Source organism: Clostridium sp. SM-530-WT-3G, from assembly GCF_012843905.1.
Lineage (GTDB): Bacteria > Bacillota > Clostridia > Clostridiales > Clostridiaceae > Clostridium.
In genome coordinates, this window is record NZ_JABAGC010000038.1 from 19,793 (window position 1) to 34,002 (window position 14,210).

Genomic DNA, 14,210 nt, shown 5'->3' on the forward strand with positions numbered 1-14,210 from the left:
TTATACTTTATTTATATCATAACAAAAGTTTTTTATCAATAATTTTTTAGTTTAATTCTTTTATTTACCTCATTTATTGGCATCCAAAAATATTTGCTGCAAGTTCAATTTTGAATTATTGCACTTAAAAAACTTCATTATTTGGATTAAATTAACACATTCAATTCTCCAGCCATCAACACTTTTGTACTTTTTAAAACACAAAAAGGTAATAGATAGATTATAAAATCTATCTATTACCTTTACTTTCTTTATACTAGTATCATTAATTAATTTTCAGATTTTTTAAGCATTTCTCCAATAGCTGCTATACTACCAAGTGATGATAATGTTTCATTAGGTAATATAAGCTTATTAGCTGGGTTATTAGCCATTTCCTTAAGAGCTTCAACTTGTTTCAAAGCAATTACTCTTTCATCAGTTCCAGACTCAATAATAGCTTGGTTAACCTTCATTATAGCTTCTGCTTCTGCCTTTGCAATCTGTTCAATAGCTTTAGCTTTACCTTCAGCTTCAAGTAACTGAGATTCTCTTAAACCTTCAGCTCTTCTTATATTAGCTTCTTTTTCTGCTTCTGCCTTTAAGATTTGAGACTTCTTTTCACCTTCAGCTTTTTCAATTTGAGATTGTCTTAACCCTTCTGCTTGAAGAATCATAGCTCTCTTATCTCTTTCTGCCTTCATTTGTTTTTCCATTGCTTGTTGTATTTCAGCAGGTGGAACAATATTTTTAATTTCAACAGATAATATTTTGATTCCATAAGCATCAGTTACTTCATCAATAATAGTTAAAAGATCTTGATTAATTGTATCTCTACCAGATAAAACTTCATCTAATGTCATATTACCAATTATATTTCTTATATTTGTTGTTGCAGAGTAAACTATACCTGCTTGGAAATCTTCAATGTTGTAAACTGCATCTCTTGGATTTAAAACCTTATAAAATATTACGTTATCAACACTAATCTTTACATTGTCCTTTGTAATAACTGATTGTGGTGGTACATCTAAAATCTGTTGTTTTGTTGATATTTTCTTTCTTACAAAATCAATGAAAGGAATTATAAAATGCCAGCCTGGTTCTAATACTTTATTAAATTGACCAAATCTTTCTACTACGTATAAATAACCTGTATTAACAATTTTAATTGATGATAGTATTACTGCTATTATTATTAACAATAATACTCCTAAAATAATTGATGGTATCATAATAATTTCCTCCTTAATTTAAACAATATAATTTTATTGTAATTAATGTGTATATTTTTTTATAACAAGTTTTATACCGTCAATACCTATAATTTGAAATTTCTCTCCAACTTTTATTATTTCACCATTATTAATTGCTGTCCAATATTCTCCTCCCACCTTAATCTGGGCCTTATCCTTTATTTCTTTATCTGCTTCAAAAACTTTTCCTATGTATGTTTCCTCCATAAGAGGTGTTCTTTTACACATTTTTTTATATTTTTTCTTAAGCCAGGGATATCCTATAGATACGGATATTATATTTACCACTGCATAAATTATTACCTGAATTGTAATTTCAAATCCAAATCCTGCTCCAATGGATGCTGCAATGGAACCAACTGCTAGAAGTATAAAACAAAAATTACTCGTTAGTATATCTATTGCAAAAGCAATACCTCCTGTAATAAGCCAAAATATTACTGCCCCCATACGCTTCCCCTCCTTATTAAAATTATACTAAAATTTCAAACATATATTCAAAATTTTAAGAATAAAATAAGTTTTTTTCCTTTAAAGGTATTATAAGTTTTTAAAAATTTCTTTTCAAGTTCTTTTTTATTCTTTTATAAGTTTTTAATTACCTTTTATATAGTATTTACACCTTTATCTCTAATTTCCTCCACTTTTCTTTCATTATTATGTAAATTCCAAATTGTTGACGGTAATTAATAAAAATATTACTATAAAATCTATAGACATATATCTTATCCTATATAAGACAGGATATATTTTTTTATTATTCAAAAAATATATATAAATCAATAAATAAAGGAGTGATAAAATGGATTTTATCAAAGTCGCATCTGCATGCCCTGTCACAAGGGTAAGTGATGTAGATTACAATGTCCTTAATATACTGAAATGTATAGATGATGCCGAAAAAAAAGACAGCAAATTTATCGTCTTTCCTGAACTTTCAATAACATCTTATACATGTGGAGATTTATTTCTTCAAGATTATCTTTTAAAGAAAGCTGTAGATGGTATTAAAACAATAGTTGAAAATACTAAAGAAAAAGATATGCTAATTGCAGTAGGTGCTCCTATTTTAAAAGGAAGTATCCTTTACAACTGTGCTGTAATATTATTCAAAGGAACTATTTTAGGTGTAGTTCCAAAATCCTTTATACCTAATTATAGTGAATTTTATGAAAAACGTTGGTTTACTGAAGGTGTTAATGTTCAAGATTACACTCTTGATTTGCCATTCCAAAAAAATATACCTTTTGGAACAAACTTAATTTTCTCTTCTAATATTGCTAACTTTGGATTCGAAATATGCGAAGACTTATGGGTTACAGTTCCTCCAAGTTCATATTTAGCATTAATGGGTGCACATATAATTGGAAACCTATCTGCATCAAATGAACTTGTAAGCAAAGCTGATTATAGAAGAAGTTTAATTTCTAATCAAAGTGCAAGAACAATGTGCAGCTATGTTTATTCTTCTGCTGGTGTTCATGAATCCACTACAGATGTTTTATTCAGTGGACATTTATTAATAAGCGAAAATGGATCTATGCTTAAAGAAAATCAAAGATTCCAAAGAGATAATGAAGTTATATATAGCTATGTTGATGTTTTTAGATTAAAGTCTGAAAGAATGAAAAACTTAAGCTTTAGAGATTCTTCAAATCTTATTAACAAAAATAAGAAACCAAGTTTTATAAACTTTGAATTTAGCACTAATGAAATAAAAAATTTTGATAGATATATAGATAAGCATCCTTTTGTACCTTCAAATGAACATGAAAGAGATATAAGATGCAGAGAAATATTTAATATTCAAGCTTCAAGTTTAGCAAAAAGATTAGAGCACACACATTTAAATAAAGCTGTAGTTGGGATTTCAGGAGGACTTGATTCAACCTTAGCACTGCTAGTAATAGTAAAAACTTTTGAGCTATTAGGCTTAGATAGAAAAAATATAATTACAATAACTATGCCTGGTTTTGGAACAACTGATAGAACATACAAAAATGCTTTAGATTTATGTAAAGAACTTGGTACCGACCTTAGAGAAATCAATATTGTAAAAGCATCGCTTCAGCACTTTAAAGATATTGGTCACGATAAAGATATTCATGATGTTACATACGAGAATGTTCAAGCTAGAGAAAGAACACAAATATTAATGGATTTAGCCAATAAGGAAGGTGGATTACTAATAGGCACAGGAGACTTGTCAGAACTTGCGCTTGGCTGGTGTACATATAACGGCGATCATATGTCTATGTATTCAGTTAATCCTTCTATTCCAAAAACTTTAGTTAGATATCTTGTAAAATATGTTGCTCAAAATGAATCAAATAAAATAGTAAGCGATACTCTTATGGACATATTAGATACTCCAGTAAGTCCTGAACTTCTACCTAAAGACAATAACGGTGAAATAGCACAAAAAACTGAAGATATCGTCGGTCCTTATGAGCTTCATGATTTCTTCTTGTATCATTTTATAAAAAATGGTTCTACAAAAGAAAGAATTGAATTTTTAGCAAAAGCAGCTTTTAAAAATGAATATAGCGAAGAAGAAATAAAAAAATGGCTTGATAAATTTATGTATAGATTTTTTACTCAACAGTTTAAGAGAAGTGCCCTTCCTGATGGACCAAAAGTAGGAAGTATTTCTTTAAGTCCAAGAGGAGATTTCAGAATGCCATCTGATGCTCAGCCATGGTAAAATAAAAAACTAAATTTAAAACTTTAATAAACAGTCGTAAAATCTTTTATAATATTTTATGGCTGTTTCTTTTATTTTATAATATTCATCAAAATATATTTAATATCTTACCATTATACAACTAATTTTAAATAAATTATAGAATTTTCCACAAGGCAGTGTTACAATATATAATAATAAATATTTTGGCAATAAGCCACATAGATTGGGAGGAATAAAAATGGGGAAAAAAATTGATATTGATTGGGGCAAATTAGGTTTCAACTACATAAAAACTGAATATCGTTATATTTCACATTGGAAAGATGGTAAATGGGATGACGGAAAACTTTCAACAGATAATATACTTCATATAAGTGAAGCTTCTCCAGTTCTTCATTATGGACAAAGCTGTTTTGAAGGATTAAAAGCATATAGAACTAAAGAAGGTAAAGTTCAATTATTCAGACCTGATAGAAATGCTGCTCGTATGAATGATAGCTGTGATAGATTACTTATGCCAAATGTTCCTGAAGAGAAATTTATAGACGCAGTTATGCAGACTGTAAAAGCAAATATAGATTATGTACCACCTTACGGAACCGGTGCTACTTTATATATCAGACCTATTATAATGGGTGTTGGAGATAATATAGGTGTTAAACCTGCTACTGAATATATATTCACAGTTTTCTGTATGCCAGTTGGCCCATACTTCTCAGGAGGATTAAAACCTTGTAATTTCGTAGTTCAAGATGAATTTGATAGAGCTGCGCCAAAAGGAACTGGTAAACAAAAAGTTGGTGGTAACTATGCTGCTTCTCTTGAAGCTCATAAAAAAGCTGCTGAAGGCGGATATGCAGATTGCATATATCTTGATCCTGCAACTCATACTAAAATCGATGAAGTCGGTGCAGCCAACTTTATTGGTATTACTAAAAAAGGTGAATTTGTCACACCAAAATCATCATCTATTCTACCAAGTATAACCAAGTATTCTTTGCTTTACCTTGCTGAACATTATTTAAATATGCCAGTATATGAAAGAGAAGTATTTGTAGACAAATTAGATGAATTTGCAGAAGCAGGTGCATGTGGTACTGCTGCTGTTATAACTCCAATTGGGGCTATAGATTACAAGGATAAGAGATATATATTCCACAGTGAAACTGAAGTAGGACCAGTAATCAAAAAACTATATGATACTCTTTACGGAATTCAATTAGGTGATGTTGAGGCTCCAGAAGGATGGATTTACGAAGTAAAATAATTATTTTAAAGAGAATGGGTATGAAACTTATTTCATACCCATTCTTATTTTAATCTATCTAAATAAGATACTGCACTCAAAGCTGCTATATTACCCTCACCTGCTGCTTTTATAAACTGATACGGTGCACCCACACAATCTCCAGCCGCAAGGCATCCAGGAATATTGGTTCTCATCATCCTATCAACCTCAATATGATTATTTATCATTTTTAGACCTGGAACTAATTCATTGGGTGATACACTATCTTTTAATAAAAACACACCATCTGTATCTAATATAGTTTCTTGAAGTAACAACCTTTCGACTTTCTTTTCTCCTACTATCTTAATCGGCTTGTCTTTAATAATTTTTATATTTTCCACATTTGAATCTAAATCATAATCTTCACTATACATGGGAATATAATTAACCATCTTAGCTATTTCGCTTACATACTCTGCATCCCTTATACCTAACTTATTATATGAAATAATAGTTACAATTTTATCTTTATATAATTGAGCATCACATGTAGCACAATATCCTACACCTTTACCAAGAAAATTTTTTTCACCTTCAATGGGCTTAGTAAATTCAATTCCTGTAGCCAATATCAAAGTTTTTGATTTATAGCACTTATCATTTGACATAACAGCAAAATAATCACCCAATGAATATACAGCATTAATTACCTCTTCATTAATCTTAATGTTCATATTTTCTATATGATTTAAAAATTTCATTCTAAGCTGTTCACCTGATATATCATAAAAGCCCAAATAATTATTTACTCTAGGGGCTTTTTCTAATTTCGAACTCAAATTACAATTACCTAAAATAATAAATTTCTTATTTCTTATTTTAGCATTTAATGCTGCTGACAAACCTGCTGGACCACTGCCAATTATGGCAATATCATATAATTCTTTCAAACTCATAGAAATCACCTTTGTAGGTTTTCTTCTATAATATCTTCTATATAGTCTTCTGGCACAAATCCTACTACTTCATCCACATGCCTTCCATCTTTAAAAAACAAAATTGTTGGAAGATTACTTATACCATATTTATCTGATATTCTCGGACTTTCATCTACATCTATATCAACAATTTTCACTTGATTATTTTTATTGGATATTCTTTCCAAAACATGATGAAGCATTTTACATGGCATACACCATTGTGCCGAAAAATCAACCATAACTAACCCTTTTTCAAATAATACTTCTTGTCTAAAGTTACTATCACTTATATGCGATATCATAACTCCACCTCCAAATACCTGTCTTTTTTATCTTCTATAATAATTCTATTCAATTATGTCGATTTTTGTTCAAAATATTATGGTATATACTATTTTAAATTTTATTATTATATAGCTGCCATTTTATGAAGTTTACTGTATTCACCTTGTTTTTCTAATAATTCATCATGACTACCTTGTTCTATGTTTATATATTTTAATTTATGTACGAATAAAAAATATATAGCTTGTATATAATTAGAATACATAATAATTATTAATAAAAGCTGGTGATATATATATGTATTATTTAAAGAGACTATTTAATTTCTCCATCTCTATCTTGATTCCATTAATCTGTTTTAATTTAATAGCAAGCAGATCACATTACTCAAAAGATTTATTTAAATTTATTTTCTCTATTTTTGGACTACTTAATGTATACCTTGGTATAAATCTTTTAAATACAAATCAAAAAATGTTGAGTGTTTTTACTTTTTTAATATCCTTTTTCTTCTTTACTATAATAGGTGCTGAAATAATATTATATAGCTGATACAAGTATTTAACAAAAATACAGGCAGTATGGTATATTTTTCACACTGCCTGTATTTTTTTATATATTTTTTTAATTATCTTAATTACAACCATCCCAAAAATACTATCTACATGAAACTAATTATTTCATTTTTTGCTTTTTGCAACTCTTCTTCAAACACTTTAAGAACTTTAACAGGACTATTCCCAAATAGAAATATTCTCCCATTAAAATATATAGCTTCATCTATATCATGGGTAGCAAGAATAACAAGCCTTTTCCTTTTATTTAGTATATTTTTAAATTCATCTATTATTGTATATTTAAGTTTATAATCCAGTGATTTAAACGGCTCGTCCATAAGTATTATCTTGGAAGGTTTTCCAAAGGCCCTTGCTATATTAACTCTCTGTCTCATACCCCCGCTTAATTCATTTGGATACTTATCCTTCACTTCTTTTATTCCTACTATATCTAATAATTTTTCAATTTCATTATCAAGATTTATTTTATCGAAATACTTCTTCAAAGTAATCTGAAGGTTTTCTTTAACTGTCAACCATTCAATAAGTCTATCTTCTTGAAATATATAACTTATATCACTTTTTAAGATTCCATTTAAGCTTCCACTATCATATTCTAAAATTCCTGCTACAATATTAAGAAATGTTGTTTTCCCACATCCTGACGGGCCTATTATACAATTTATTTTATCATCTACTATCTTAATATTAAAATCCTTAAAAATACTCCGTTTATCATAAGATTTATTCAAATTAGTTATTTCTATATTCATTTTGTCCACCTACATACTTTCCTAATAAGAATTTTGTTTATAAGAACAAATATAAATGATATTAACATTATAATCATAATCCATGCAAAAATACCTGGAGTATTAAAATTTACTTTTTCAAGTTGAACCTGAGATCCTATTCCATACTTAGGTTGTCCATGTACTTCGCCTGCAATTACAACTTTAAATGTTAACGCAAATGTAGATACAAAAATATTAGCTATATAGTATCCAATGAGAGGCAGATATATTTTTGTGATTTTATCCTTTGTACTTACTTCATAAATCTCAACCATATCTATTATCTTACCATCAAAATTAATTATAGTATTGCGTATACCTTCAAATATTATAGGAAAAACTACTGCAAAACCTACTATAAATGGGGCCATATCTTTGTCAAACCATACAAGTGTAAGTACAACAAGCACCAAAGTAGGTATTGTTCTTATTATAGAATTTAGTGGTTTAATCATATATTGAAAAAACGGACACACAACCGAAAGTACTCCTAAAATTACTGCTAAAATAAGTGCTATAATATAACTTAAGCTAGCTCTTAAAAAACTACTTAATATAATTAATACAAAATCTTTATTATTGGTAATATTCTCAATAGCTGCTATAACCTGTTCTATTCTTGGGAGATAAATATCATTATTTAATATTACAGCAGTAAATTGCCATAATGTTAAAAAGCATATACATGATATTAATAAATAAGTTTTATTTCTCCATGAACACTCCTTCATCAGGTATACTTCCTCCTATGGTACTTGAGTCAAGTTCATTTAATTTCTCGAAATAAGTTTTATATTCCTTTTTACAGTCTTTAATAGGAACATATTTTATATTTGCTCTATCTACTGCTTTAGTTATTATAGTTTTTTTAGCTGATACTCCTATTTCTTCACAGTAATCACCTAAAGCATCTTTGTTATCATACATCCATTCAGTACTTTCCTTAACTTTATCTAAAAGACCATCAACAAATTCTTTATCATTTTCTAGCAAATCATTTTTTACTATTAACGTTGATTGAGGAAAACCGTATTCTGTATTATTTATCTTTTTCCATTCTTCATTCAAGTCCATTAAAGTTGTAAATTCTGAATTCTTAGTTTGTACTGTAGATAATGCCGGTTCAGGAATAACCGCATACTCAGCTTTTCCAGATAATATTACTGGCGCAAGTTCTGAAACCCCATTTACATACGAAAAATTAATATCCTTATCAACATCAATTCCTTTTCCCATAAATATACTCTTAGATACAAGATCTGGTGTTAAGCCTTTCCCTATATTATAGATTTCCTTACCTTTAAAATCACTACTTACATTTTTATCTGTAGTACCAACATAAAGCGAACCCCATCCAACAGTTCCTGCTATTTTATAGTTTTTTGTCTTATTATATACAGTCGATGCTACATTTGAAGGAACTATCACAACATCTGGTTCGCCTTTCATAACGCTTGTAACCAAAGATTCAGAATTTTTCTCAATTGTATAATTCACTTTATAACCGTCTTTAATTTCTGGATTTTCCTTTATATTTTTTGCATTTGCAATGGCTGGAAGCCCATCTGGTACTGAAAAATTAATTTCTTTTGTTTCGACCATTTCACTTTGTTGTAGAGCACTCTGACCACTTCCACATCCAATAAAAGTAAATACACTCAATACTGCTAATAATGCTATTTTTTTTCTCATTTATATCCTCTACTTTCTATAATAATTAATTATTGGTGTTTAAATACAATACATATATTATCATACACACAAAAAATTACAATTATATTTTGATATGCAAAAAAAAAAATCACAAGTATATTAAACATACCCATGATTTTTTATCATTTATTAAAACATTCTTAATTTAACCCATATATTAGCTTTTAATTATTATTTATCTATATATATCAACTAACATTCCTTGAATTTCATCAACTGCTGCTACAACATTTATACAGTCTTTTTCATCACTTAATAAAGCTTCAGTAAGTTCTTCAAGTTTTGTATCTATTGTATCTACAGTTATATAATATTGAGTTTGCCAGAAACTTATATCCTTTTTAGTTTCATACATAAACTCAAGGATTGACTGAAGGTATTCCTTTATCATTTTCTTATACATTACTACATCCACATAAGTTTTAGTAGTTATAAGTCTATTCCCTCTCTTTTTTATATCATTTATCATTTTATTTAACTGCTCTTCTGACTTCTTTTGTCTCTGTTGATTAAAACTATGAGAAAAATCTTTTTTCCCCGCTGCAACTCTTCTTTCTGAAGTTACTGTACCTCTTCCTACTCTTCCAATTTCCATGTTTCTCATTTCCTTTCTTATTTATGAATTTATTATAACAAACATGGACATGTTTCTCTATACAAGGTTTTATCAAATAAATATTTAAAATAAAATCTATAATTATAAAAAATGATTTTTCCCCTTTATATATTAATTTTATAATAACTCACAAAAATTATTTTTACATATTTTTTTTATTGAAATCCAATTTCATTAGTAATAAAATTTATATATAATACATGTAAGATATAGGAGGTATTTACAATGATAGTAAAATGTTTAGATGATACATTATGTTCAACATTAACAGTAAATAAGGAATACAATGTAATTGAAGAAGCTCCAGAATATTATGTAATAATTGATGACAAAAATAATGAAACTATATGCAGAAAAAGTCGTTTTTCAATAATTGAAGATGGTGATTTAACTAAGAAAGCTAAAGCAACAATAAACGAATTAAATTATCAGTTAGAAAATGAAGCAAAAGATATAAAACAATTTTCAATAAGAAAAAATTCAAAAGGTGAAATCAAAGAAATATCTATTAAATTCAAGTTTAATTAATTGAATTTAAAAGGCTTGGCTACCATTAGGTCAAGCCTTATTTATCTTCTAATTCTATATAATTATTTATCTCTCACATTTTTTTAATTATATAAGAATATTAACATTATATTCTTTTAGCCATGTATTGACTTGAATCAAGTATGCCAAAAGCTGTGGACCAGTCATAAGCTGACCATACCACGGAGATTTATATGATGCACCTTTAGTTTCTATTATTCTCTCAACAATATCATCATCTATTATTTCATGAATTGGAGATGTTTTATCCTCAATTATTTCCTTCATTATCCTACACACAATATCTGTATACACAGGATTATGAGTCTTAGGATAAGGACTCTTTTTCCTATAAATTATATCATTAGGAAGTATACCTTCAAGGGATGCCCTTAACAGACCTTTTTCTCTTCCTTTATAAAGCTTTATATGTGCAGGCATATTAAAAGCATATTCTACAAGTCTGATATCCGCAAAAGGTACTCTTACTTCAAGGCTATTATACATACTCATCCTGTCTTTTCTATTCAAAAGATTTACCATGAACCATTTTAAGTTTAAGTATGACACTTCCTTCATTCTAAAATCTCTTCTGTTTTCATTATCTGTATGAGGTACTTTATTCAAAGATTTTCTATACTGATATTGAACCAACTCCTGCACCGGTATATCCTTTATTTTATCATTTAATATCCCTATTCTGCTGCTTACGAATCTTGACCATGGAAAAGTATCTAAATAAAACATATCATCATGAGTAAACCATGGATAACCTCCAAAAATCTCATCTGCACATTCTCCAGATAAACCGACTACAAAGTCCTTTCTTATTTCTTTACAAAATAGAAGCAGTGAAGAATCTATATCCGCCATCCCTGGCAAATCTCTACTTAGTACTGCATCCTTCAATGCCAATGCAAGATCTGAATGGTTTAGTATAACTTTTTTATGGTCACTACCTATAACTCCAGCCATTTTTTCTGCAAAATATTCATCACTATTAGGCTCAAACAGGTTTGCTTTAAAGAATTTTTCATTATCTTCATAATTAATTGAATAAGTAGTAAGTACTTTACCTCGTTTATTAAATTCTTTTCCTGCTATAGCTGAAATTGCTGACGAGTCCAGCCCTCCAGATAAGAATGTGCATAATGGCACATCTCCTACTAGCTGTCTTTTTATTGCATCACACAATAATTCTCTTGTATGCTTAATTGCTTCTTCTGCGGTTTCCTTGAATTCTTCTGCTTTTACAATCCAGTATTCCCATGTCTTTATTTTATTATCTCTAGATATTAAAAGGCAGTTTGCAGGCGCAACTTCTTTAATATTTTTAAATACCGCACTTCCTGGTATAGTTGCAGGTCCAAGGCCAAATATCTCAGTAAGTCCTTCTTTATCAATTTCAGCTTTTACACTTGGATGTGCCAGAATTGTCTTTATTTCAGATCCAAATATAAACTCTTCATTACATATACTATAAAATAATGGTTTCACACCCATCTGATCTCTTGCCAGAAATACTTCTTTTTTATATTCGTCAAATACTGCAAATGCAAATATACCAATTAATTTATTAACACACTCTTTCCCCCAGTTAATATATGAAGCCAACAATACTTCAGTATCCGAATAAGATTGAAATTCAAATCCATCATTTACTAGTTCTTTTCTTAAATCTTCCGTATTATAAAGTTCTCCATTATATACAATTGTATATTTTCTCCCATTAAAAAATTTGGTCATAGGCTGACTTCCTCCTTTGGGATCTACCACTATAAGTCGCCTATGACCAAATATTACATTATTAGAAATATACTTTCCTTCCGAATCAGGTCCTCTTCTAGTTAATGTCTTAATCATCCCTTCCAATATATCTACTTCTTTGGATATATCTTTCCTAAAGTTTACTATTCCAGCTATTCCGCACATTTATATCACCTCTATTTTCTTTACATTACTAAAATATGATTTTTAATTAATATTGTGCACAGGATATTAATTAATGTATACATTTTTCTCAATTCTCACATACTACATCTATAAAATACTGTACGAGAGGTGTGTGATATACATATGGATATTTCATCAAATATTCAAAAAAATATAGACTTGATTCACTCTCACTTAGTTGTAGATAAGAGTTTTGATATAGTTGAAAGAAAATTTATGGTGGCAAATCGTAGTGCAGTCTTGTACTATATTAATGGATTTATAAAAGATGATATTATGGAGGAAATTCTTAAAGGTTTCTTTAAAATATCTATTGAGACCATGGACAAATTAGAAACAGGTGATGATTTTATGCTCACCGAAATTCCCCATGTATCAGTAGAAAAAGAAAAAGATTTGACATTAGTTATAGATGCACTTTTGACCGGTCAGACAATAATATATATAGATGGATATAAGCATTTCTTCATTTTAGATTTGCGTACTTATCCAGGTAAAGATTCTTCTGAACCTGAAAAAGAAAAGACATTAAGAGGAAGTAGAGATGCCTTCATAGAAAAACTCGTATTCAATACTGGTCTTTTAAGAAGAAGAATAAGAGATCCAAGGCTTGTTTTTGAAATATATAAAATAGGAAATATTTCAAAAACAGATGTATGTATCGGATATATAGATGGTATAGCCGATCCTAAAGTCTTAAAAATAATACAAGATAAACTAAAAAAAATTGATATAAATGCATTAACTGTAGGCGACCAAAGCTTAGTAGATACTATGGTCACAAAAAATCTATTTAATCCCTTTCCCAAAGTACGATATACAGAAAGACCAGATGTTACTGCAGCTCACTTAGTTGAAGGAAAATTTGTAATAATAGTAGATAATTCACCTAATGTAATAATAATGCCTACAACCGTTTTTGATTTTCTTCAAGACATAAATGATTATTATTTCCCACTTTTCACAGGAAATTATTTAAGAATTGTAAGAAACGTTACTTCATTAGCTACAATATTTCTAATTCCAATTTTCTTACTATATACAACTGGTGCTATAAAACTTCCTGCTTTCTTTGATTTTTTGAAGCCTGAAGCAGAGTATAGAGTTCCCATGTTCTGGCAGTTTATGATACTTGAATTTGCAATAGATGGTTTAAAATTAGCATCATTAAATACTCCTAGCCCACTAGGTACTTCACTTTCTGTTATTGGTGGTTTAATTATAGGTGAATATGCTATAAATACTGGATGGTTTACAAATCAGTCAGTATTATATATGTCTATTGTTGCATTAGCTGGTTTTTCTCAGCCAAGTATAGAAATGAGTTATGCACTTAAGTTCATGAGAGTTCTTCTGTTAATATTTTCCGAAATATTTGGTATATATGGATTAATTGGTGGCATAATTTTAATGATAATTATAATGGCACGTACAAAGACTGTTGTCGGTGCACCTTATTTCTATCCTTTAGTGCCTTTTAATTGGAAGAAACTAAGAACGCTTATATTTAGAATAAAAACATCAAAAGATGTTCAAGAATCTTAACAATAAAAATGGGGCTGTCGCACTAAAGTGCGTAGCTCCTTTTTTGAACGCAACAAAACCCAAGCTAAAATAAGCTTGGGTTTTGTG

14 protein-coding genes are annotated in these 14,210 nt (G+C 29.0%); 4 read left to right on the forward strand and 10 right to left on the reverse strand.

The window, feature by feature from the left end:
* Positions 1-269 precede the first annotated feature (269 nt).
* Entirely contained in the window at positions 270-1,214 is a 945-nt protein-coding gene (locus tag HF850_RS12360) for an SPFH domain-containing protein (RefSeq protein WP_169105752.1), read from the reverse strand.
* A gap of 42 nt (positions 1,215-1,256) precedes the next feature.
* Positions 1,257-1,685 (reverse strand): NfeD family protein, encoded by a 429-nt coding sequence (locus HF850_RS12365; RefSeq protein ID WP_169105753.1) that lies wholly within the window; start codon positions 1,683-1,685, stop codon positions 1,257-1,259.
* Positions 1,686-2,037: 352 nt separating this feature from the next.
* Here HF850_RS12365 and HF850_RS12370 point away from each other — a divergent pair, with 352 nt between their 5' ends.
* Positions 2,038-3,939 carry an NAD(+) synthase gene (locus tag HF850_RS12370; protein WP_169105754.1) on the forward strand — a complete coding sequence of 634 codons (1,902 nt, stop codon included), beginning with the start codon at positions 2,038-2,040 and terminating at the stop codon, positions 3,937-3,939.
* 220 nt (positions 3,940-4,159) lie between these two features.
* Positions 4,160-5,188, forward strand: a complete 1,029-nt coding sequence (locus HF850_RS12375; protein ID WP_169105755.1) for a branched-chain amino acid aminotransferase — start codon at positions 4,160-4,162, stop codon at positions 5,186-5,188.
* A 44-nt stretch (positions 5,189-5,232) separates the two neighbouring features.
* On the opposite strand, the gene HF850_RS12380 is transcribed toward HF850_RS12375, so the two are convergent.
* The 7 genes from HF850_RS12380 to HF850_RS12405 all read right to left on the reverse strand — a co-directional run bounded on the left by HF850_RS12380 (position 5,233) and on the right by HF850_RS12405 (position 10,076).
* The gene (locus HF850_RS12380) at positions 5,233-6,102 is read right to left on the reverse strand and encodes an NAD(P)/FAD-dependent oxidoreductase (protein WP_169105764.1); all 870 of its coding nucleotides are present in this window, start codon (positions 6,100-6,102) and stop codon (positions 5,233-5,235) included.
* 11 nt (positions 6,103-6,113) lie between these two features.
* Positions 6,114-6,434 carry a thioredoxin gene (trxA, locus tag HF850_RS12385; RefSeq protein ID WP_169105756.1) on the reverse strand — a complete coding sequence of 107 codons (321 nt, stop codon included), beginning with the start codon at positions 6,432-6,434 and terminating at the stop codon, positions 6,114-6,116.
* Between the two features lie 107 nt (positions 6,435-6,541).
* Positions 6,542-6,682, reverse strand: a complete 141-nt coding sequence (locus HF850_RS15485) for a hypothetical protein (protein ID WP_206151666.1) — start codon at positions 6,680-6,682, stop codon at positions 6,542-6,544.
* Positions 6,683-7,078: 396 nt separating this feature from the next.
* Complete coding sequence (locus HF850_RS12390; RefSeq protein ID WP_169105757.1) at positions 7,079-7,747, reverse strand: ABC transporter ATP-binding protein; 669 nt, start codon at positions 7,745-7,747, stop codon at positions 7,079-7,081.
* Positions 7,744-8,499, reverse strand: a complete 756-nt coding sequence (locus HF850_RS12395; RefSeq protein WP_169105758.1) for an ABC transporter permease subunit — start codon at positions 8,497-8,499, stop codon at positions 7,744-7,746. Before HF850_RS12395 ends, HF850_RS12390 begins: the two co-directional genes overlap by 4 nt.
* Positions 8,474-9,460 carry an MqnA/MqnD/SBP family protein gene (locus HF850_RS12400; RefSeq protein WP_169105759.1) on the reverse strand — a complete coding sequence of 329 codons (987 nt, stop codon included), beginning with the start codon at positions 9,458-9,460 and terminating at the stop codon, positions 8,474-8,476. Before HF850_RS12400 ends, HF850_RS12395 begins: the two co-directional genes overlap by 26 nt.
* 196 nt (positions 9,461-9,656) lie before the next feature.
* Positions 9,657-10,076 (reverse strand): YaaR family protein, encoded by a 420-nt coding sequence (locus HF850_RS12405; RefSeq protein WP_169105760.1) that lies wholly within the window; start codon positions 10,074-10,076, stop codon positions 9,657-9,659.
* 246 nt (positions 10,077-10,322) lie between these two features.
* Here HF850_RS12405 and HF850_RS12410 point away from each other — a divergent pair, with 246 nt between their 5' ends.
* Positions 10,323-10,625 carry a hypothetical protein gene (locus tag HF850_RS12410; RefSeq protein WP_169105761.1) on the forward strand — a complete coding sequence of 101 codons (303 nt, stop codon included), beginning with the start codon at positions 10,323-10,325 and terminating at the stop codon, positions 10,623-10,625.
* Between the two features lie 87 nt (positions 10,626-10,712).
* Here the strand turns inward: HF850_RS12410 and asnB are convergent, their stop codons facing one another.
* A complete protein-coding gene (gene asnB / locus HF850_RS12415; RefSeq protein WP_169105762.1) occupies positions 10,713-12,557 on the reverse strand; it encodes an asparagine synthase (glutamine-hydrolyzing) in 1,845 nt (614 codons plus the stop codon).
* A gap of 144 nt (positions 12,558-12,701) precedes the next feature.
* On the opposite strand from asnB, the gene HF850_RS12420 reads away from it, so the two are divergent.
* Positions 12,702-14,123, forward strand: coding sequence for a spore germination protein (locus tag HF850_RS12420; RefSeq protein WP_169105763.1), 1,422 nt, complete (start codon positions 12,702-12,704; stop codon positions 14,121-14,123).
* The last annotated feature ends 87 nt before the right edge of the window (positions 14,124-14,210 follow it).

Bases quoted from the DNA above. Each gene is read 5' to 3' on its own strand.
- HF850_RS12370 (WP_169105754.1), top strand. From the start codon at position 2,038: ATGGATTTTATCAAAGTCGCATCTGCATGCCCTGTCACAAGGGTAAGT.
- HF850_RS12390 (WP_169105757.1), bottom strand. From the start codon at position 7,747: ATGAATATAGAAATAACTAATTTGAATAAATCTTATGATAAACGGAGT.
- HF850_RS12360 (WP_169105752.1), bottom strand. From the start codon at position 1,214: ATGATACCATCAATTATTTTAGGAGTATTATTGTTAATAATAATAGCA.
- trxA (WP_169105756.1), bottom strand. From the start codon at position 6,434: ATGATATCGCATATAAGTGATAGTAACTTTAGACAAGAAGTATTATTT.
- HF850_RS12375 (WP_169105755.1), top strand. From the start codon at position 4,160: ATGGGGAAAAAAATTGATATTGATTGGGGCAAATTAGGTTTCAACTAC.
- HF850_RS12395 (WP_169105758.1), bottom strand. From the start codon at position 8,499: ATGAAGGAGTGTTCATGGAGAAATAAAACTTATTTATTAATATCATGT.
- HF850_RS12400 (WP_169105759.1), bottom strand. From the start codon at position 9,460: ATGAGAAAAAAAATAGCATTATTAGCAGTATTGAGTGTATTTACTTTT.
- HF850_RS12365 (WP_169105753.1), bottom strand. From the start codon at position 1,685: ATGGGGGCAGTAATATTTTGGCTTATTACAGGAGGTATTGCTTTTGCA.
- HF850_RS12410 (WP_169105761.1), top strand. From the start codon at position 10,323: ATGATAGTAAAATGTTTAGATGATACATTATGTTCAACATTAACAGTA.
- HF850_RS12405 (WP_169105760.1), bottom strand. From the start codon at position 10,076: ATGGAAATTGGAAGAGTAGGAAGAGGTACAGTAACTTCAGAAAGAAGA.
- HF850_RS15485 (WP_206151666.1), bottom strand. From the start codon at position 6,682: ATGTATTCTAATTATATACAAGCTATATATTTTTTATTCGTACATAAA.
- asnB (WP_169105762.1), bottom strand. From the start codon at position 12,557: ATGTGCGGAATAGCTGGAATAGTAAACTTTAGGAAAGATATATCCAAA.
- HF850_RS12420 (WP_169105763.1), top strand. From the start codon at position 12,702: ATGGATATTTCATCAAATATTCAAAAAAATATAGACTTGATTCACTCT.